16 protein-coding genes and 1 pseudogene are annotated in these 20,023 nt (G+C 44.2%); 7 read left to right on the top strand and 10 right to left on the bottom strand.

The window, feature by feature from the left end:
* Window positions 1-10 precede the first annotated feature (10 nt).
* The 3 genes from K9J17_05135 to K9J17_05125 all read left to right on the top strand — a co-directional run bounded on the left by K9J17_05135 (window position 11) and on the right by K9J17_05125 (window position 4,118).
* Window positions 11-1,825 carry a UbiD family decarboxylase gene (locus K9J17_05135; protein ID MCF8276100.1) on the top strand — a complete coding sequence of 605 codons (1,815 nt, stop codon included), beginning with the start codon at window positions 11-13 and terminating at the stop codon, window positions 1,823-1,825.
* 152 nt (window positions 1,826-1,977) lie between these two features.
* Window positions 1,978-3,120 (top strand): FIST C-terminal domain-containing protein, encoded by a 1,143-nt coding sequence (locus K9J17_05130; protein MCF8276099.1) that lies wholly within the window; start codon window positions 1,978-1,980, stop codon window positions 3,118-3,120.
* A 71-nt stretch (window positions 3,121-3,191) separates the two neighbouring features.
* Window positions 3,192-4,118, top strand: a complete 927-nt coding sequence (locus tag K9J17_05125; protein MCF8276098.1) for a SpoIIE family protein phosphatase — start codon at window positions 3,192-3,194, stop codon at window positions 4,116-4,118.
* Here K9J17_05125 and K9J17_05120 read toward each other — a convergent pair.
* The 9 genes from K9J17_05120 to K9J17_05080 all read right to left on the bottom strand — a co-directional run bounded on the left by K9J17_05120 (window position 4,115) and on the right by K9J17_05080 (window position 14,701).
* A complete protein-coding gene (locus tag K9J17_05120; GenBank protein ID MCF8276097.1) occupies window positions 4,115-5,953 on the bottom strand; it encodes a glycosyltransferase family 39 protein in 1,839 nt (612 codons plus the stop codon). The two genes, K9J17_05125 and K9J17_05120, sit on opposite strands and share 4 nt — an antisense overlap.
* The gene (gene rlmB, locus K9J17_05115; protein MCF8276096.1) at window positions 5,943-6,698 is read right to left on the bottom strand and encodes a 23S rRNA (guanosine(2251)-2'-O)-methyltransferase RlmB; all 756 of its coding nucleotides are present in this window, start codon (window positions 6,696-6,698) and stop codon (window positions 5,943-5,945) included. Before rlmB ends, K9J17_05120 begins: the two co-directional genes overlap by 11 nt.
* Window positions 6,699-6,754: 56 nt before the next feature.
* Window positions 6,755-7,324, bottom strand: a complete 570-nt coding sequence (locus tag K9J17_05110) for a hypothetical protein (GenBank protein MCF8276095.1) — start codon at window positions 7,322-7,324, stop codon at window positions 6,755-6,757.
* 55 nt (window positions 7,325-7,379) lie between these two features.
* Window positions 7,380-8,192, bottom strand: coding sequence for an N-acetylmuramic acid 6-phosphate etherase (gene murQ / locus K9J17_05105; protein MCF8276094.1), 813 nt, complete (start codon window positions 8,190-8,192; stop codon window positions 7,380-7,382).
* On the bottom strand, window positions 8,192-10,594 hold the full coding sequence (locus K9J17_05100; protein ID MCF8276093.1) for a transketolase: 2,403 nt from the start codon (window positions 10,592-10,594) through the stop codon (window positions 8,192-8,194). The genes murQ and K9J17_05100 overlap by 1 nt, the downstream gene beginning before the upstream one ends.
* Before the next feature lie 86 nt (window positions 10,595-10,680).
* On the bottom strand, window positions 10,681-11,919 hold the full coding sequence (locus K9J17_05095) for a T9SS type A sorting domain-containing protein (protein MCF8276092.1): 1,239 nt from the start codon (window positions 11,917-11,919) through the stop codon (window positions 10,681-10,683).
* Between the two features lie 175 nt (window positions 11,920-12,094).
* A complete protein-coding gene (locus tag K9J17_05090) occupies window positions 12,095-14,011 on the bottom strand; it encodes a PspC domain-containing protein (protein MCF8276091.1) in 1,917 nt (638 codons plus the stop codon).
* Complete coding sequence (locus K9J17_05085; GenBank protein ID MCF8276090.1) at window positions 14,011-14,346, bottom strand: PadR family transcriptional regulator; 336 nt, start codon at window positions 14,344-14,346, stop codon at window positions 14,011-14,013. Before K9J17_05085 ends, K9J17_05090 begins: the two co-directional genes overlap by 1 nt.
* 28 nt (window positions 14,347-14,374) lie before the next feature.
* The gene (locus K9J17_05080; protein MCF8276089.1) at window positions 14,375-14,701 is read right to left on the bottom strand and encodes a hypothetical protein; all 327 of its coding nucleotides are present in this window, start codon (window positions 14,699-14,701) and stop codon (window positions 14,375-14,377) included.
* A 252-nt stretch (window positions 14,702-14,953) separates the two neighbouring features.
* Between K9J17_05080 and K9J17_05075 the strand changes: the two genes are divergently transcribed.
* The 4 genes and pseudogenes from K9J17_05075 to K9J17_05060 all read left to right on the top strand — a co-directional run bounded on the left by K9J17_05075 (window position 14,954) and on the right by K9J17_05060 (window position 18,667).
* Window positions 14,954-15,961 (top strand): DHH family phosphoesterase, encoded by a 1,008-nt coding sequence (locus K9J17_05075; protein ID MCF8276088.1) that lies wholly within the window; start codon window positions 14,954-14,956, stop codon window positions 15,959-15,961.
* Between the two features lie 6 nt (window positions 15,962-15,967).
* A complete protein-coding gene (locus K9J17_05070; GenBank protein ID MCF8276087.1) occupies window positions 15,968-16,504 on the top strand; it encodes an FKBP-type peptidyl-prolyl cis-trans isomerase in 537 nt (178 codons plus the stop codon).
* A gap of 7 nt (window positions 16,505-16,511) precedes the next feature.
* Window positions 16,512-16,967 (top strand): annotated as a pseudogene (locus tag K9J17_05065) (FKBP-type peptidyl-prolyl cis-trans isomerase).
* 452 nt (window positions 16,968-17,419) lie between these two features.
* Window positions 17,420-18,667 (top strand): sterol desaturase family protein, encoded by a 1,248-nt coding sequence (locus tag K9J17_05060; GenBank protein MCF8276086.1) that lies wholly within the window; start codon window positions 17,420-17,422, stop codon window positions 18,665-18,667.
* Between the two features lie 130 nt (window positions 18,668-18,797).
* On the opposite strand, the gene K9J17_05055 is transcribed toward K9J17_05060, so the two are convergent.
* Entirely contained in the window at window positions 18,798-19,982 is a 1,185-nt protein-coding gene (locus tag K9J17_05055; GenBank protein MCF8276085.1) for a hypothetical protein, read from the bottom strand.
* Window positions 19,983-20,023 lie beyond the last annotated feature (41 nt).

The following is a 20,023-nucleotide window of genomic DNA, read 5'->3' as shown; positions in this document are numbered from 1 at the left end:
TTTAGCACGCATGGGATACAGCACGTTAGAGAAGTGTGTAATTGATCTGGAAAAGCACGGTCATTTGGTTCGGATCAAAGAGGAAGTTGATCCCAATTTGGAGATGGCTGCCATTCATCTTCGTGTTTTTGAAAATAATGGTCCAGCACTGTTGTTCGAGAACGTGAAAGGCTCGAAATTTCGTGCGGTTTCGAATTTATTCGGATCAGTTGAACGTAGTCGCTTCATTTTTCGAGATTCCCTCGAAAGAGTAAAGCGGTTGGTACAACTAAAAGGCGACCCATCGTTGCTCATAAAGAATCCGGTTTGGATTTTCTCGGCACTCTCTGGAGCAGTTGATGCTGTTCCATTTCAATGGAAAAAGGAGTTTGAAGAGGTGGCTATTTCAGACCTACCACAGATCAAATGTTGGCCCAACGATGGTGGACCATTTGTCACATTGCCACAGGTTTATTCCGAAGATTGGGACAAACCCGGAATCTTGAATTCCAACGTAGGAATGTATCGCGTTCAGCTTGGCGGAAACGATTACGAGCAAGACAAAGAAATTGGGCTTCACTATCAGTTACATCGCGGTATTGGAGTTCATCAGACCAAAAGCAACAAGGCTGGAGAACCGCTGAAAGTGGCCGTTTTTGTAGGAGGACCACCGTCACATTCATTTGCGGCAGTAATGCCGTTGCCTGAAGGATTGCCTGAAGTAGCATTTGCAGGTGCATTGGGCGGAAGGAATTTTCGATATTTCAAACAGAACGGATTTACGGTCTCATCAGATGCCGATTTTGTGATTCTTGGCGAGGTTTATCCGATGGAGAACAAGCCCGAAGGACCTTTTGGAGATCATTTGGGATATTATAGTTTGCAGCATGATTTTCCATTAATGCGAGTGAAAAAAGTGCTGGCCAAAAAGAATGGGATCTGGACTTTTACGGTTGTTGGTCGACCACCGCAAGAAGACACAAGTTTCGGAGCGCTGATTCATGAAATAACTGGTTCAATCATACCACAGACCATTCCAGGATTGCATGAAGTAAATGCAGTAGATGCAGCAGGTGTTCATCCACTTTTGCTAGCGGTTGGTAGCGAACGATATACGCCATACATGGAAGTGGAGCGACCGCAGGAGTTGTTAACCACAGCAAATGCGATACTTGGGTTCAATCAAATGTCGCTTGCAAAGTTCCTTTTCATTATCGCAAAGCAGACCGATTCCACGCCAAAAGCGAAGGATGAACAAGCATTTTTGCAATATCTTCTTGAGCGATTCGATTCAACTCGCGATCTTCATTTTCAGACCAAAACAACCATAGACACCTTGGATTATAGTGGAACCGACCTAAATGGTGGTTCTAAACTAATCGTAGCGGCAGTCGGAGCCAAGAAACGAGAATTGTCTTCTGAACTCTTTGAACTTCAGTTGCCAGATGGATTCAGTCTGCCTAAAGTTGTTTTTTCAGGAGTTTTAGCCGTGCAAGCGTCAAAGTATGCCGATGGAACAGACATGCAAAAACTCACCTCAAGCCTTTCGCACCAAACTGAGAAACTGAAAGGATTTCCGCTGATAACAGTTGTTGATGACAGTGAATTCGTTGCGCGAAACCTGAATAATTTTCTTTGGGTCACCTTCACGCGTAGCAATCCATCCCACGATATTCATGGAGTGGAAGAATTTACTGAGAACAAGCATTGGGGATGTAGAAGTTCGGTTGTGTTCGATGCGCGAATTAAGCCTCATCACGCACCGCTTCTAGTAAAAGATGATGCGATTGAAAAAAGAGTGGATAGGCTAGGAGTGAAGGGAGCTTCGCTTGCAGGAATTATTTAAGGTTCTTCCATAATGCAAAGCTGAATTGCGTATTTGTCACAGAGCTGAATACGTAATTTGCGTAGAAATTATTCAAAGTTGCTCGAATACACATCCAATCGTAACCTTGTTCTTCTTCGGGCGTTCGAAATGGTAATAAACGCAACCAGTAAATGAAAACAGAACAAAGACAGTGGACTGCTGAAGGTGGATGGCAAGAGATCAAAATGGAAAACATCGGAAATTCAGCCGATATTGTGTTCGCATTTGGTTCTAGAAAAATTCTGGAAGATGCCTCGAAGTACGAGGAACTGAGACAATTTTATCCATCGGCCCAAATTCTTATGGGCAGCACATCAGGCGAGATAATGGAAGATCTTGTGTATGATGAGTCTCTTGTTGTTACTGCAGTTAGTTTCGAAAAAACCAAAGTCAAGGTCACATCCATGAACATCAACGATGCGAAGGATAGTGCGGACGCTGGGGTTAAACTCGCTCAACAGCTGAGTGGAGAAGGGTTGTGTCACGTGTTCCTTTTATCTGATGGTTTACACGTGAACGGAAGCGAGATTGTTAAAGGAATCAATTCTGCTTTAGCGCAAAACGTGCCTTGCACTGGCGGTTTAGCTGGCGATGCTGCCAATTTTGAAAAAACCTTGGTAGGATTGAACGGTGCTCCGCAGGAAAGTTTGATCGTTGCTGTTGGATTTTATGGGTCTGACCTGGAAGTTGGCTACGGTTCTGTAGGTGGTTGGGATAATTTCGGGGCCGAGCGTTTGGTTACCCGTTCAGAAGGAAATGTTCTTTATGAGTTGGACGGGCAATCTGCTTTGGATCTGTACAAAATGTATTTGGGAGATAAGGCCGCAGAGCTTCCGGGTTCAGCACTGCTTTTTCCTTTAGGATTGAAGTTCGATGAGGATTCAGATACAATCGTACGAACAGTTCTTGCGGTTGACGAAGAAAAGAACAGCATGACCTTTGCTGGGGATATTCCTGAAGGCTGCTATGTTCGATTGATGAAAGCAAATTTCGACAAGTTGATTGAAGGAGCAAATTTGGCGGCTGAGCATACGACCCAAAAAGGAGGTTCATCATCAAACGATAAACTTGCATTGCTTATCAGTTGTGTTGGTCGGAAACTGATTCTCGGACAACGGATAGATGAAGAAGTTGAGGCAGTGCAATCTGTGTTGGGTAATGATGTTACCATTGCAGGATTCTATTCTTACGGAGAAATTTCGCCAGTTGTTGAATCATCGAGGTGTGAATTGCATAATCAAACCATGACAATAACTACGTTTGCCGAGGTATAAACGTGTATAATAGCAAACTTCTTAATAGGCAGATTCGAAAGTATCTGAGAGGTGCCCCCATCCCGAAAGAGATGGAGGGCCTTTTAGCTATTATCAGTGACGCGTATGATCATTATGAACAGAACTTGGAGCTTCTTCAACGGGCCATTGAGTTAAGTTCAATTGAGCTTAATCAATCTAAAAGCAAGATCAGTAATGCCTTAACCCTTTTGAACGAGAAGAATGAAGATCTGCTCAGCAGTATTCATTATGCGCGACTGATTCAAGAGGCTATTCTTCCATCCGAAGACCGTTTCCATAGTGCATTGCCAGAATCATTTGTGTTCCACCGTCCGCGAGATATCGTTAGTGGTGACTTTTACTGGTTGCAAGAATATGATGACAAGATTCTAATTGCTGCTGTAGACTGTACAGGGCACGGAGTTCCAGGTGCTTTCATGTCAATCATTGGTAATAATGCGCTAAACGCTGCTGTTCGGGAAGAAGGGCTGACAACTCCTGCGCTCATTCTCGATAGTTTGAATCGTGGAGTTAGTTCAACGCTCAGACATCAAAAGGACGAAGATCATCAAGGGACAGCCGGTATCAAAGACGGAATGGACATTGCCTTGATCAGCATCGATTATAAGAACAAACAGATTCAATATTCTGGAGCATACAATCCGCTTTACATCATCCGCGATGGAAAATTATTGGAGACCAAAGGAGATAAATTTCCTATTGGACTTGCTTTGGATGATGGTCTTCGCTTGTTTACCAATCACACGTTCGATCTGATTGAAGGCGATATGGTTTACATCTTTTCAGATGGTTATCCCGATCAATTCGGTGGACCTATCGGAAAAAAATTCAAGTACGATAACTTCCGCTCGCTGCTATTCGATATTCATGAATTGAGCCCGAGAAAACAGTTGAAATTCGTTGAACAACGTTTTAACGAATGGAAAGGTGATCTCGTACAATTGGATGACGTGCTCTTGATTGGAATGCGTCTTTAACGATACCTGATTTCCATCGCTGACATTTCTATATGTCCACCATCTGGTAACCAAGGGTAGATTTTTATCATGTCTTTTTCATCTTCTGTAGGTGTCAGCTTATAGCTGAACACGCCCCACTTCGGCCCTAAAGTTTTGAATTGTCGCTTTATTTCGTCCGACTCCCAAACGTAGCGTGCCGTATCGTTGGCCTGTTCATAAACCATTTGAAACGATGGGGCTGTATCAAAACCTTTAATCTTAATACGAATAAGAACTTCCTCAATTCCTTTATTCAATAAGGAGAATGCGTTGGTTGCAAATGTTGGTCCGTATGGGTTTTCGGATGAGATAAGAACGGTTCTATTTCCTAGTGAATCTTTGAAGATTTCATCTGGATTGAAGTTCCAAACATCTGATTTTTCAAAATTGAAAATGTAGCTCGGCTGATCCTTTTCTCCCTTTTGGAACATGACAACTTCTGAATTGAAATACGTCTCCCGTTTCACTTCAATCGGAAATTTCTCTTGAATAATTGCCTCCACTTCAGGAGCTTGATTGACGGTTGACCACGCATAGATCAAAAACTCCTTTGACGAAGTATCAACCATCGATTTCAACTCAGCCATTCCAGTTTCGTCTGTTGTCCGGTAGAGTGCGAACAGCTCTGGTTTCTGCGTGTAATAATCGATGTAAAACGGAAAGTTGAAATCGCCTATCAGCAGCGCGCCATTTTCAACTTGGCGATTCCATTCTACTATATGGGTTGCTAGTTCTTTGAAAACCCCGAAATGATTCGTTTGATAGAATCGTTTTTCAACTGAGGTGCTTAGGAGTGTGACGCACAGAAGAATGCCCGTTGTCGCGTACGTGAATTTTTCTTTGCCATCATTCCATCCCGAAAAAATGAACACAAGTAGAAATGGAAATGAGAACAATAGTGTGCTATTCTGGAGCACAGGATTTACATTTCTGGAATAGAAAAAACCAACTAGAAAAGGAGCAAGAAAAAGGAAAAGCGGCAATGCGTGATTCACGAAAGAGATCTTCGGTTTGAATACGAAAAATCCCAGAAAACCAATAAGCAGCAAGCTTGAAAGAACGATAAAGGATTCGTTGAAAACGTAATAAAGGTGCTTCCACAGCCAATCATTCTCTGGCGGACCAAGCCACTGACCAACTCCTCCCAAACCCAATTGATGAAGGAATATCGGGATGTACGGGACGTAGAGTAGCAATGCAGCGATAAGTGTAAGCAGGTACAGTTTCAGGTTCTTTCCGTTAATCAAGAATATTCCTGAAAACGCAAGAATGGCCGCCACCAAAGCCGCGAAATAGTGTGAATAAGCACAAAGCGCCAAGCTGATTGCAAGCCAAACGAAATCGCTGGATTTCTGGTTTTTCTTTACAATCCGTATCCAAAAGGTGGCAGCCATCAATGCGAAGAGCATACCGAGCGCGTAAGGTCGTGCGATGCGGCTGTAGAGAATGGGGAATTCTAGCGTAGCAAAGGCAGCGGCTGAAAGTAATCCGGCCGAAGTGCTGACCCATTCTTTAGCCAATCGGAACATGAAATAAACGGATAGAATTCCTGCCAGAACGAACGGTAATCGAACAACAAAAACACCATTTCCAAACCATTTGGTCACGTACCAGAGCAGCACCTGTGCGGCAGCTGGATGACCATCAATTCGAACTCCGTTCATGATCAGATCGGAGAATGAATCGAAATTCAAACGAGCTAAGGCACTTAACTCGTCATTGGAAAGTGAGAAGTCCCAGAAATTGTAAATACGGAGAATAGCCCCGATAAAAAGGATAAGCGCAAGTATGACCTTTTCGGTCTTACCCAACATGCGCAGCTTGTCTCAGTCTTTCAAAAAGGATAATTCCGGTGGCGACAGATACGTTCAACGAACCTGTATTTCCGGCCATTGGAATGTTCACGTGCTCTTTTGCTACTTCCAACAAACCTTCTCCAATTCCGTCTTCTTCCGAACCCATTATAATGGCCATGGGCCCAGAAAGATCTGTTTTGTAGATGTCATCTTCACCTTTTTCGGAACAAGCCACAACACGCAATCCAGCTTCTTGCAGGTTTCTCACTTCAGAGAGAATATGACCTGTTCTGCAAATTGGAATGTTGAAAATGGCGCCAGCAGAACTTTTTACAGCATACGAATTGATCTGTGCGCTTCCTTTAATTGGTATAAGTATGGCGTGAACTCCAGCACACTCGGCCGATCGACAGATCGCCCCGAAATTTCCCACATCCGAAACGCGATCAAGTACAAGTACGAGCGGAGCTTGTCCGCTTTCGATCACTCTTCTCACCACCTCATCAAAATCCTGATATTCGATAGGAGAGAGGAGTGCAATTACCCCTTGATGGTTCTTACGTGTAAGACGAAACAGTTTCTCTTGCGGTACTTCCTGAAATGGAATCCGTTTGCCTTTCAGCGTTCGTTTAATGTCCGCAATGGCTGGATTGGTAGTTCCCTTCTTCAGGAAAACCTTTTCTATCTCCTTCCCAGATTCAATCGCCTCAATGACGGGGTGAATTCCAAAGACAATGTTCTGTTCCGTTTCGTTTTCTCGCATGATAGCCTATAAAATTGTGTGCGAAGATACTTGTAGCAGTTTCGAGCCACAAGCAACTAGGCTTGCAACCTTCTTGAAACCAGATCGTCAAGTTCTTCAAAAAGTCGTGTTGGACTGAAAGTGCGCCAGTTAATGTCTTGAAATTTGCCTCCAAGATTGATGTAATAATCTATTTGTGCCTGCTGCATTTCCTTTATTACATGATCTCGAAAGTTGATGCCAATGATCCAACCATCTTCTACTTCTTCAAACCATTCGGCATAATATTCATCGTCCGAATAATGGAAATTGAGCACGTTTTCTCCAATAAGGACGAATTTGTTGATGCCTTCGTAGGTCATGGCTTCAATGATATCACGTTTTAAAATCATGATATCGTTATAGAGTAGATCGTTCCATTCCCCAATCAACTCGATTATAGTAAAGCCTTGTTCGTAATCTGCGTACAGGACTTTCAGAAATAAGGTCGGAGAATCCATGCTGTCCCACTGTGGGTGAAGCACAAAATCGTAAATATGATCGGTGAATTCGAACTCGCTGTGCTCGCGACCAAAGAATGGAGAGCGCATATCATCTTCTGCGGTGTAATAATCGCGCCAGCGGTAATATGGTTCAATGGAGTGCACGGTTCAGTTCAGAGTTTCAGGTTCAAAGTTCTAGGAAATTGGAGAGTGATTAACCTTAGCGAGAAAGATAATTTTCAACTGCTTTCCGCACACTTCCGTGCTTGTTGAGTAATTGCTCCGCGATGCTGCGTTCTGCGCCTGTTTCTTCCATGATCATCCGAACGCCACGGTCGACCAATTTGTTGTTGCTCAGTTGCATATCCACCATTTTATTGCCTTTCACTCTTCCGAGTTTAACCATGGTTGTGGTGGTTATCATATTCAAAACCAATTTTTGAGCAGTTCCTGCCTTCATCCGTGTGCTTCCTGTAACGAATTCGGGGCCGACCACAACAGCAATTGGAAAATCGGAAACCACAGCCATTGGCGAATTCGGATTACATGCAATGGAACCTGTAGCGATGCCATTTTCCTGACAAGATTTCAACGCGCCAATTACGTACGGTGCTGTTCCAGATGCGCTTATTCCAACCACAATATCTTTATCAGAAATACTGTGTTCCAAAAGGTCTTTCCAGCCCTGTGTTTCGCTGTCTTCGGCAAATTCAACTGCTTTTCTGATGGCAGAATCGCCACCGGCAATAATGCCTATCACCATTCCGTGTGGAACGCCATAGGTCGGTGGACATTCAGATGCGTCAACAATTCCGAGCCTTCCGCTTGTTCCAGCTCCGATATAGAATAATCTACCGCCATTCTCCATTTTGGAGATGACACAATTGATCAGCGATTCAATCTCAGGAAGTGCTTTTTCAATAGCAATCGGAACCGTTTTGTCTTCGCGATTAATATTGGTCAGCAATTCGCTGACCGACATTTTTTCCAAATTATCGTAGTTGGAAGCGGATTCGGTGATGCGCTTTTCCATTACCCGAAAATGTTCGGAAACTTGGCCGGATCAGCTTCGCTCATGATCGCGTAAGCAGCTTCAACCATGTCTTCAATATTCGGTTTGCTGAAGTAATCGCCATCCGTTCCGTAGGCCGTTCGATGCGCTTGAGCAGTCAAGGTTTTTGGTTCGCTATCTAAATAGAAATAACCTTTCTGTTCCTCCACTATCTTTTGCAGGATGTAAGCAGAAGCTCCGCCAGGAACGTCTTCATCAATCACCAACAGGCGATTGGTCTTTTTCAACGACTCAACAATTGTGTGGTTCGTATCGAATGGAAGCAAGGTCTGCACATCAATTAGTTCGGCAGAAATTCCCGCTTCCGCCAATTCTTCACACGCCTTCAAAGCGAGATTCACACAAGATCCGTAAGTGACAATAGTGAGGTCTTTTCCTTCTTTCAGTACTTCTGGAATTCCTAATGGCGTTTTGAATTCGCCCAAATTCGATGGAAGTTTTTCCTTGGTTCTGTATCCGTTCAAAGGCTCAATGATCAATCCTGGATCATCTGAAGCAAGCAGCGTGTTGTAGAAACCCGCTGCTTGTGTCATGTTTCTAGGAACGCAAACATGAATGCCGCGCAATGCGTTGATGATCATGCCCATTGGCGAACCTGCGTGCCAGATTCCTTCCAAGCGGTGACCGCGTGTTCGGATGATCAGTGGACATTTCTGGCCGCCTTTCGTTCTATACTGTAGCGAAGCAAGGTCATCGCTAAGCGGTTGAAGTCCGTATAGCAAATAGTCCAAATACTGAATTTCTGCAATTGGGCGAAGGCCACGAAGTGCCATTCCGATACCTTGTCCCATGATGCTCGCCTCGCGAATTCCCACATCAAAAATGCGATGATCGCCATGCTTTTTCTGCAAGCCTTCAAATCCTTGATTTACACCACCAATTCCTCCAAGATCCTCACCAAAAGCAACCACATCGTCTCGATCAGAAAAGATCTTATCGAAGTTGTTAAGTAGCACTTCGCGGCCGTCAATTAGCTTGGCATCGCTGTCATATTTTGGCGCAACGCCTGCAATTTTCGGTGCGCTGTTCGGGGTTTGACTTTCCAAAAACGAGTTGTAACGTTCAGCGTTTATCGTCTGTTGGTTTTTTAGCCATTCTGCCAATTTTGCTGTGTTCGCATCCTCTCTTCCTCTCAACTTCAAAAGAGCTTTTCGCGCAGTGCCGATCACTTCTTTTCTACTCGGAGCAAAACCCGTATTCAAACCTTTCGCAAGATCTTCCAAACCAGCTGTTTGCAGCATTGGAATTAGCGTATCTCTTTCCGCCTGAATCTCAGAAATGAAGGCGCTCCAAGCAGCGTTTTTCTGCGCTTGAACGTTTTTCTTGGCTTCTGCTTCAATCGAATCACATTCTTCGGCAGTCGCAATTCCTTTCTCAATAATGAATTCGCGTAGTTTCTTGATGCAATCAAATTCTTCTTCCCAAGCCAAACGTTCTTTGCTCTTGTAGCGCTCGTGCGAACCTGAAGTGGAATGACCCTGTGGTTGCGTTACTTCCTCTACGTGGATCAACACTGGAACGTGCTCTGCTCTGCAGAATGCTATCGCTTCTTCGTAGGTCTTCACCAAATGCGCATAATCCCAACCTTTGGTTTTAAAAATGCGAAGACCGGTCTTGTCATTTCCTTTTTCAAATCCGCTCAAAGCTTGAGAAATGCTGGCTTTTACCGTTTGAAATTCCTTCGGAACGGAAATTCCGTAACCATCATCCCAAATAGAAATGGCCAATGGAACTTGCGTGACCGCAGCGGCATTCATTGTTTCCCAAAAATGGCCTTCCGATGTGCTGGCATCGCCAATTGTTCCGAAAGCAACTTCGTTTCCCTTATCGGTGAATTGCGTTTGCGAATGGAGATTCTTGTTTTGACGATAGAGTTTAGATGCGTGTGCCAAGCCCAACAATCGCGGAACCTGACCTGCAGTAGGCGAGAGGTCGGAAGCACTGTTTTTCTGCTCCATTAAGTTCCTCCAAGAGCCATCTTGGTTGATAGACCGCGTAGAAAAATGCCCGTTCATGCTTCTACCAGCAGATGAAGGATCGGCCTCCAAGCTTGGATGTGCGTAAAGCTGCGCGAAGAATTCTTGAATGGTGAGAAGTCCAGCAGCCATCATAAAGGTCTGGTCGCGGTAATAACCCGAACGGAAATCGCCATTTAGAAAAACCTTTGCCATAGCAATTTGGGCTACTTCTTTACCATCTCCGAAAATCCCGAATTTGGCTTTTCCAGTCAGCACTTCTTTACGACCAAGCAAACTGGCCTGTCTGCTTTCGGTGGCAAGTCGGAAATCATTCAATACTTCTTGCTTGAATTCTTCCTTGTTCAGTACCTTTTTTGAACCTGTTTTAACCTCTTCTTCCGTCATACGCTAGCACCTTTTTCCAGTTCGCGAATATACGGAAAAGGCCGCTGCGAATGGTTCGCAACGGCCTTCTCTCACGTACTATGGGACTATAATTTGTAGAACGTTTTGGTATTCAACGCATTCGAAGATTGAACGGTTAAATGATAGATCCCAGTTGTCAGTTTGTTTAAATCGATGGCGTGTTGCTGTCCTGTTGAATGTGTTACATTTTGAGTTACAACTATTTGTCCAAGGGTGTTTCGTACGTCAATTGCAATGTTTCCACTTATGGGTTCATCCAAATTGAAAGAAATATTTTCGATTGTTGGGTTTGGATAAACGGTCATAAGATTGGAATTGTCTTCAGCTTCTGAGACGCCTAGCGTTCCCAATGGCGAGTAAATTGAAATCCCATTGTTGCCCGTTCCCAACCATAAATTTCCATGTGGACCTTGGGTGATGCAACGAATATTATTGGATGGAATGTTTGAATTCTGAGAGGTGAAAACGTTGAATCCGGACGCATCGAATCGGAGAAGTCCGCCATCGGTGGCAAAGTAGAGTTTTCCGCTTGCGTCTTTCAACCCTTCAAAAACGGTGTGAAAACTGTAACCGATGTTTTGATAGTTGTAAATAGTCCAAGTTCCGTTTGCGTGCTTCGCCAATCCATCATCCGTTCCGAACCAAGTTGTTCCGTTGCTTTCCAATGCGATGCTGCGAACGTGATCGTGTGGAAGTTGACTGTTGCTTGTGTTGTAATTGGTCCAATTTTGTCCGTCAAAATAGCTGACTCCACCATTGAAAGTGCCGACCCAAACGTGAGCTAGGTCGTCCACTTCAACCGAAAACACACCGTTTGATGGTAGTTCTGAATTGGACATGTCGAATACTGTCCATTGATTTCCGATCAATCTGGCAATTCCGCTGCCCCAAGTTCCAACCCACAGATTGCCTTCAGAATCGGTACTTACCGAGCGTGTTAAGTTTGATGGAAGACCCGAATTGGATGTGTTGTAGAAATGCCAACCGGCTTCGTTGATCTTCACAATTCCTTTGTCGGTTGCAACCCACGTATTTCCCCAAATGTCAGCGTCAATATCGCGGACGTGATTGTCTGGAAGCTCAGAGCTTTCTTCGTCATAAATTATCCAATCAGAACCATCGAAGAACGCCAAACCTGCTTCGGTTCCAACCCAGGTTCCGCTTTCGTCTGAGAAAATTGAGTTGATGGAATTGGATGGTAATGGAGAATTTTCCTTGTCATAATTTACCCAACTTAACGCTTGGGCTTGCGACATAACGGTTGTTCCAATGACAATAAAAGTGCTGAGAATTGTTGTTTTCATGGTGGTTGTTTTGATGGATTAACATGCCACCAATTTCCGCCAATTGTATGTTAAAAAGACCCAATCGATGTTAATCAAGTCTAATAACTGTTAAATGTTAAAATACTGGTAATCAATTTGATAAAATGAAAAAGGCTGCTAATTAGCAGCCTTTTTCATTTTCGTATACAGTGGATTAGATCGGATAGGAAACACTCACCGTTCGGTGTATTGTAGGAGTTACCCAATAACTTGCATTGATCACTCTTTTCAGAAGAATCTCTTGCGGACGGGCCGATGCTTCTTCCGATTCATCATTCACTTTTTCTCCTTCATTCTTCAGTTCTTTCTGAATCCGATCAAGCTCCTTTTGATGTTCTTCCATTTCGCGTTCCAGACGTTTTTTCTCTAATTCCAGATCGCGCTGTTTGTCCTTCATTTTGATGCGAATGTTCATATCATCGATGTCAATGTCCACATCAACATTCGATTGATTCTTTGAGGTTTCCAATCCTTCGCAATCCACGCAAGCCAAACCTTTCGGAGTCATTATCCATCTTCTTCCAACCATATCTCCGTCATAGGTGTTGGTAGTATTGTCGATGTCGTAAATGATGCGCATCATCTCATCCGACAAATAGATCGTGTAACCAACGGGTAGTAACAATTCCAATTCCACATCCTGAGTCCTCCATAATTCATCTTCAGGAATTTCGAAGTAACCATTGAATAGAATAGAAGTGTCAGTTGCGAGGAAGCCGTAATCGATTTTGCTTGATCGCTCTAGCGCTTCTTGCTTTTTCTTAGCACGCGCCATCCGTTTGATGACCAGTTTCGGCCCTCCGGTCTTGGCCAGATTGACGTCCAATTCAGGTTTGCCGTATAGTTTGTTTGAGTTGCCGGCAGCCAGCAGATCTAAGTTGAAAATGGTTGCCTCGATGTTTGGCTCATCATCGCCTAATTCATGGTTCAATCCAAGATGAATCACTTTTTCTGTGTCTGCATTCAGGTTCAACTCTACGGTTTGTGTATCACTTCCTTCGCTCGAAAAATCGCTCACAATAATCATAGTCAGTGCAAACGACATCACCACTCCGATGATCCAAAGAGCAATCATGCTCAAACCGATTCCTTTTGGCCGACTTCTAAAGTTCACTAGCAAACGGAGACCGATGTAAGCTAAAGCGAGTAAGGGAATACCGTAAACCAGGATTCCAGCAATGTAGATCCAGATTATCATACCTGTTCCTCCAACAAGGTTGTTAAGGATATCTTGCGCTTCCACACTGCTCAGAATGCCGTTGTTTGAAATACTGATAATGGCTGGAACTCCGAATGGAACGGACATCAGGCCTAAGAAACCAAGGATGCCGGCCATAAGAAAAATGAATCCGATGATCTTGCCGAAGAATTTCAGAAGCATGATTGCCAAACTGCCTACAAGTGTAATGGCGCGGTGAAAAGCGTCACCCATTTTTCTGCCTGCACCAGAGTTGCCATGAAGATCATTCCACTTGTTTTTGACCGACTCCAATTCTTCATTCACTCGTTTTTCAATATTGGAGACGGTCACGGACTCCCCCCGCATTTGCAGCTTTTCTCCAGTGGTTCTTGCTTCAGGAATAATGAGGTAAAGGATAATGTATACGATGAGTGCAGTCCCGAACGAGAGGAACAATGACAATACAAAAGCTAATCGCAACCAGATTGGATCATGGAGTCCTAGGTAATGCGATATTCCAGAGCAGATTCCCGCTCCAACGCGGTCGTCCGTATCACGGAAAAGTCGTTTTGGACCAGACCCGCGTGAAGAACTCTTTTGTTCTGCCCACTCTGCTGTATCAGGATCATCTTCCAAAAATGCCTCGGGCTGTCCCATGATGGAGATCACATGATTCACATCCTGTAGCGAAACCACTTGCTTCATATCGCCAATGCGTTCTTGCAGCATTTCGGCCAATCTCGCTTCAATGTCAGTAATGATCTCATCACGACCTTGAGAATCGTTGAAGTAACTTCTTATCGTATTCAAATACGCATCGAGTTTTTCGAAAGCGTTTTCGTCAATATGGAAAACGTAGCCTGCTATGTTACTGGTTATCGTCTTATTCATTATTTCTTGGTTTTAGAGGTTGTATGGCTCACTGCGTCTACCAGTTCTTGCCAGGTGGTATCCATTTCGGTTAAGAATTTCCGACCCATTTCGGTCAGTCCGTAATATTTTCGCGGAGGTCCGCTGGTGCTTTCTTCCCATCGGTAGTTTAAGAAACCGTCATTTTTGAGCCGCGTTAGCAACGGATACAGCGTGCCTTCTACCACGATCAGCTTGGCGTCCTTCAAGGTTTGAAGAATGTCCGAAGCATATACCTCGTCTTTGCTGATAATGGAGAGAATGCAATACTCCAGAACGCCCTTACGCATCTGCGATTTTACCCTCTCTATATTCATGATCGTTCGTTTTTTGTGTTAAGTACAATCAGATCTTCTCAAACGAGAATTGGAAGTAGTAAACCTCGTTTGTGTTGTACGATTCATTCACTTCAATCTCGTGCAGTTTGCTCACAACCTCGTTCTTCAACGATTCGTTGCTGAAGTCTGATTCCAATACCGTTAGTCGGCCGTCTTCATCAACCGTAAGGCTTACTCTTACAATGTCTTTTTCTCCTTCAACCTTCGATATCAGGTCGTTCGTTTCGTCCATTATTTTTTGCTCTACACGGCTTTTGATGTCTGTGTGTTCGGCTTCCGAAGCGTAGGTTAAACCTGTGGCTGATAGGAAAATGGATAGGATCGCTGTTTTCATGATACTTGTTTTTTGTTTGCATGATACCTTGCATTACAAAGTACTGGGACAAATGTATGTGATAATTTTGGTACTATGCAAAACCAAGTACCGTATAAAAATGTAAATCGTTGATAATCAGGATGAATAATTTTGAATTATACTTTTAAATAGTAAAATCTGGCATTGTTGTCCATTTATCCGATGGACTATTTCGGAGTGCAGTTACCCTTTTGGCTTACTATCTTCGCAATCCATTTAAACGAAGAAAGATTGAGCAAGACGGATCTTATCGAATTGAAGGCACTGCTTTCAATCCCCAAAAAAATTACCATCGTATCGCATAAAAGTCCAGATGGAGATGCCATCGGTTCATCTTTAGGATTGTACCATTATCTGGTTCAGAAAGGTCACGAAGTTCATGTGGTCATGCCAAATGATTATCCATCGTTTCTGAAATGGATGCCAGGAAATAATGAAATCGTCATTCACGAGGGGCATCAGCAAAACGCTGAGGCGTTGGTAAACGGTGCCGAGATCTTGTTTTGTTTGGATTTCAATTCTCCCGATAGGGCATTTGGATTGGAAGAAGTGATTCAACGGTCAGAGAATGTGAAAGTGATGATCGATCATCATCCTCAACCTTCCGATTTTGTGGATTTTATGCTGTCCGACACCTCAGCGTGCTCTACAGCGCAGCTAGTTCATCGCTTTGCAGCCCTTATGGGAGACAAGATTCCAAACAAGGAATCTGGCGAATGTCTTTATGCCGGAATAATGACCGATAGCGGAAGTTTCCGTTTCCCGTCAACCACGGCAGAAACACACCGGATTGTGGCCGACCTGATGGATCTTGGAGTTAGGAATGATCAAGTATACAATCTGATAAACAACACCAGTTCTGAACATCGATTGCGCTTGTTGGGCTATTGCTTGGATGATAAACTAACAGTCGTTTCCAAGTACGGAACGGCTTTTATCGCGCTTACAGTGGAGGAAAAAAAGCGATTCCATTATCAGCAAGGCGACACGGAAGGAACGGTCAATTATCCGCTTTCTATTGAAGGAGTGAACTTTTCGGCAATTTTTATTGAAGCAGAAGGATATGTGAAGATATCCTTCCGTTCCATTGGCGATTTTGATGTGAACTTGTTCTCCCGATCTCATTTCTCAGGTGGTGGACATCGAAATGCGGCTGGAGGGCGCTCTGATCTTTCCTTACAAGAAACGATTGAAAAGTTCGTTGGACTACTGCCACAATATGCCGATAAACTGAACTAATTGCAGGTGAAACAACTGGGTTTCTTTTTGGGAATGGTTCTCTTACTGATTGCTTGCAATACGCGATCGGAACAGCCTAAGCCGATTGATGCGGCTCAGTTGAAGAATCCGCTTATAAAGGCCAATAAGGAGCTTGTAGAACTGGAAGAAACGGATATCGAGAATTACATCAGGCGCCATAAATGGAAAATGGACGAAACCGGTTCTGGACTTCGATACATGATCTACGAGCACGGAAATGGACGGCAGGTTGAAGAAGGTCTGGTAGTACAATGCGGCTACGAAGCGGGGCTGCTTACGGGAACCACGTGTTACACATCCAAAGAATTTGGGCCGAAGGAATTCCTAGTAGGAAGAGGCGGGGTTGAGAGTGGTTTAGAAGAGGTCATTCTGCTTTTGAGAGAAGGCGACAAGGTTAAAATAATTCTACCTTCGCATCTTGCATTTGGCCTTGTTGGAGACGATGAATGTATTCCGAAAAAGGCCGTGGTCGTGTACGATCTGCAAGTGATGAATGTTTTAAATCCAATAAACCGAAATTGAATTTTTTATGAAAAAAGTGATTTTACTAGCCACCTTCGGGTGGATGTTGATGGTTGCCACCAAGTGCAACGATAAAGCTGCTGGAGGAGATGCGGTCTCTGCAGAAGAAAATGCCGCAGTTACAAATGATACAATTACTACAGCGTCCGGATTAAAGTACGTTATCTGGAAAAAGGCTGATGGAATGAAGCCTGAAGTTGGTGATAATGTTTCTGTTCACTACGCAGGTCGTTTGTTAGATGGTTCTCCATTTGATAATTCATACGATCGAGGTCAACCATTTACTTTTCCTCTTGGTGGAGGTAGAGTGATTAAAGGTTGGGATGAAGGAATTGCCTATTTGTCCGTTGGCGATTCGGCCACACTTATCATTCCGGCAGAATTGGGTTATGGTTCAATGAGCCGACCAACCATTCCTGCAAATTCCACCTTGATCTTTGATGTGGAATTGAAAGATGTGAAAAAAGTGATGAAACCAGTTCCGTACAAAGTGGAAGGCTTGGATACCATTTCGACAGGAACTGGACTAAAATATATCAGAATGAACAAGACTGATGGAGCTGCAGTTGCTGCTGGTAGTACAGTCGCTGTGCACTACACAGGTTATCTGAAAGACGGAACCATTTTCGATAGCTCTATTTCTAGAGGCGAACCGATTTCATTTCCTATCGGTGTGGGTCGTGTAATAAAAGGTTGGGACGAAGGTATTTCGCTGTTAAAAGTTGGAGAAAAGGCCCGATTGCTAATTCCTTGGCAACTGGCTTACGGAGAACATGGCGCGGGTCAGGCAATTGGTCCAAGAACTGATCTGATTTTCGATGTGGAACTTATAAGTGTGAAATAATCACAAACACTTGACTTCACGTCATTAAGGAAGTAAATTAGGGGTTCATCACGAACCCCTTTTTTAATGCCATGAATCCGAATTTCATTCTGTGGGCCATCCCGTTTTTTCTCATTTCTATTGCAGCTGAGCTGCTTCATAATTACCTAAAGAAAGGAGGGAAGGATTTCAACTTTGAAGATAGTATAACCAATCTCAACTTGGGCATAGGCAGTCAGGCAGTTGGCGCGCTTACCAAGTCGATGCTGCTAATGCTGTTTGTATGGGTACACGATCGTTTACGATTGTTTACGCTCGATTTTACGTGGTACAATACCATCATCTGCATTGTCTTATTTGATTATCTCTATTATTGGGCACACCGCTGGGGCCATGAATGGAATATTTTCTGGGGCGCGCATATCGTTCATCACCAAAGTGAGGAATACAATCTAACTGTTGCATTGCGTCAAAGCTGGTTTCACAACATTCTCGCATTCCCGATTTTCCTTCCAATTCCTTTGCTTGGATTTGATTTATTGAGTTTCGGTGTGGCGGCTGGACTGGTAACACTTTATCAGTATTGGATCCATACCAAGGCGATTGATCACATGCCTAAATGGTTCGAGTTCATTTTCAATTCACCAACGCACCATCGCGTGCATCACGCCACAAACGAGCAATACCTTGATCATAATTATGCAGCCACCTTCATCATTTGGGACCGAATTCATGGAACGTATATTGACGAAGATGAACAACCGGTTTACGGCATCACTACGCCATTGAACAGCTGGAATAGTGTCTGGTCAAACGTTCATTTTTATGTTGAAATGTGGGAAGGCAGCAAACGCTTGAAAACGTTGAAAGAAAAACTTATGCTCATTTTCCGCGGACCAGAATACTTGGGAAAACTACTCGGTCAGGTTTCTGACCATAGCAAAAAAGCTTCATCAGTTGTGAAGAAGTACTCAACAGAAACGCCATTGCATCTCAAGATATATGTGATTCTGCAATTCTTCGTCCTTGCCTATTTCCTTACAGCCTATATGGGACAATTGGATAATCTGACCACCTTCTATCAGGTGGCATTCTTCTTTCTTATTTGCTTAAGCACACTTTCAGTGGGCGCCATCATGGAAAACAAACCATGGTTCTACATCGTTGAAATAGCGCGCTTTCTCATGTTCGTACCACTGTACAACTTGTGTTACCACGAGTATTTCTCGGAGTGGTACAATATCACCTTGCCATTTTCTATTGGCATTTCAGTGATTTTTACCGGTTGGATCTTGGTAGATCTATATGTCAGAAGGTTGAGGCCGAAGATGGCTCACTGAGCGATATAGAACATTTGCATCACTACAGATTTCAATCAACGGATGGGTGTGAGTCCATCGATCAAAATCAGATTTGATTTTGAACGTTCATTCCCGGCTAAGATGTAGGTGTTTCAGTTAAGCGAACTGTTCAACGCCATGTCCAATACCAAATACTGTTTACAGGCATGCAAACAAATGTTTTCACATTATAATCGCCCGAAGAACTCGGTCCCCACGAATTGATCCCTGGAAAGCGAGCAGTGTTGCCAGTAGTAAGGCTTATGGTAAAGGTTCCAGGTGTGGATGACGTTGAGGCGGTACGACCACCATGATTTACAGCTACAATTTGTCTTAGAGCATTCGTAGTGGCATCGCATGTTCCCAATGTCAAACTTCTGTTTGCAGTCAAGCTGTGGAAATGAACAACTTCAACACCTGCCGGGACAGTATAGTTGCTATTATTGATCCAAATGGTTGAGGTCCAGTCTATTCCAGTGCCGCTTCCAGCTGGTCCTTGCGGTCCGGTTGGTCCTATCGCACCAATAGCTCCTGCGGGACCTGTTGCTCCATTTGTCCCTGCTGGCCCAGTTGCTCCATTAGCTCCAGTAGGCCCAGTAGGGCCTGGTACTCCTGCACCTGTTGGTCCGGCAGGACCGGTTGCTCCAGTTACTCCATTTATTCCTGCAGGACCAGTAGGGCCTGGCAATCCTGCACCTGTTGGTCCGGCAGGACCGGTTGCTCCAGTTACTCCGGTTACTCCCGCAGGCCCAGTAGGGCCTGGCAATCCTGCACCTGTTGGTCCAGCAGGACCAGTTGCTCCGTCAGCTCCTGCGGGTCCAGTAGGACCAGTTGCACCTGGAACTCCTGCGCCTGTTGGTCCAACAGGTCCTGTTGCTCCATTTGCTCCCGAAGGGCCGGTAGCACCACTGATACCAGCTGGACCAGTAGCACCCGTTGCCCCAGCAGGACCAGTTGCTCCATTTGCTCCATTTGCTCCCGAGGATCCCGTTGAACCAGTAGCACCAGCGGGTCCGGTCGGGCCTGTGTTACCACCGCTTCCTCCAACACACACCCATTGAGCCGCGTTTTCATCCCAATAGCAGAATTGATGGATATCTGTATCGTATACGAGTAGTCCATCAGATTGAGTGCTCGGAGCTAATGTTAAACGCTGTAGCGTATTCATTCTTGGAATGATCAGACCTTTTTCACCACCGCCTGATGTGATCTCGAGCATAGCATCAGGATGTGGAGTGGTTGTTCCTATGCCAACGTTGTTTTGGCCATATGTGTGCGATGCAAAGCCAATGACTGCAAATGCACCTAAAATCATTGATCTTAATGGGAGGTTGGGTGTCATCATTTGTTTCAGGA

This window comes from Flavobacteriales bacterium (genome assembly GCA_021739695.1).
Classification (GTDB): Bacteria; Bacteroidota; Bacteroidia; order UBA10329; family UBA10329; genus UBA10329.
Note: the sequence above shows the minus strand (reverse complement) of the source record. Positions and strands in the feature narration are given on the sequence as shown.

What these genes read in the sequence shown, in the direction of transcription:
- K9J17_05055 (MCF8276085.1), bottom strand. Translation starts at nt 19,982, where the DNA reads ATGATTTTAGGTGCATTTGCAGTCATTGGCTTTGCATCGCACACATAT.
- K9J17_05080 (MCF8276089.1), bottom strand. Translation starts at nt 14,701, where the DNA reads ATGAAAACAGCGATCCTATCCATTTTCCTATCAGCCACAGGTTTAACC.
- K9J17_05135 (MCF8276100.1), top strand. Translation starts at nt 11, where the DNA reads ATGGGATACAGCACGTTAGAGAAGTGTGTAATTGATCTGGAAAAGCAC.
- K9J17_05060 (MCF8276086.1), top strand. Translation starts at nt 17,420, where the DNA reads ATGAATCCGAATTTCATTCTGTGGGCCATCCCGTTTTTTCTCATTTCT.
- K9J17_05095 (MCF8276092.1), bottom strand. Translation starts at nt 11,919, where the DNA reads ATGAAAACAACAATTCTCAGCACTTTTATTGTCATTGGAACAACCGTT.
- murQ (MCF8276094.1), bottom strand. Translation starts at nt 8,192, where the DNA reads ATGGAAAAGCGCATCACCGAATCCGCTTCCAACTACGATAATTTGGAA.
- K9J17_05120 (MCF8276097.1), bottom strand. Translation starts at nt 5,953, where the DNA reads ATGTTGGGTAAGACCGAAAAGGTCATACTTGCGCTTATCCTTTTTATC.
- K9J17_05100 (MCF8276093.1), bottom strand. Translation starts at nt 10,594, where the DNA reads ATGACGGAAGAAGAGGTTAAAACAGGTTCAAAAAAGGTACTGAACAAG.
- K9J17_05130 (MCF8276099.1), top strand. Translation starts at nt 1,978, where the DNA reads ATGAAAACAGAACAAAGACAGTGGACTGCTGAAGGTGGATGGCAAGAG.
- K9J17_05125 (MCF8276098.1), top strand. Translation starts at nt 3,192, where the DNA reads ATGGAGGGCCTTTTAGCTATTATCAGTGACGCGTATGATCATTATGAA.
- K9J17_05090 (MCF8276091.1), bottom strand. Translation starts at nt 14,011, where the DNA reads ATGAATAAGACGATAACCAGTAACATAGCAGGCTACGTTTTCCATATT.
- rlmB (MCF8276096.1), bottom strand. Translation starts at nt 6,698, where the DNA reads ATGCGAGAAAACGAAACGGAACAGAACATTGTCTTTGGAATTCACCCC.
- K9J17_05085 (MCF8276090.1), bottom strand. Translation starts at nt 14,346, where the DNA reads ATGAATATAGAGAGGGTAAAATCGCAGATGCGTAAGGGCGTTCTGGAG.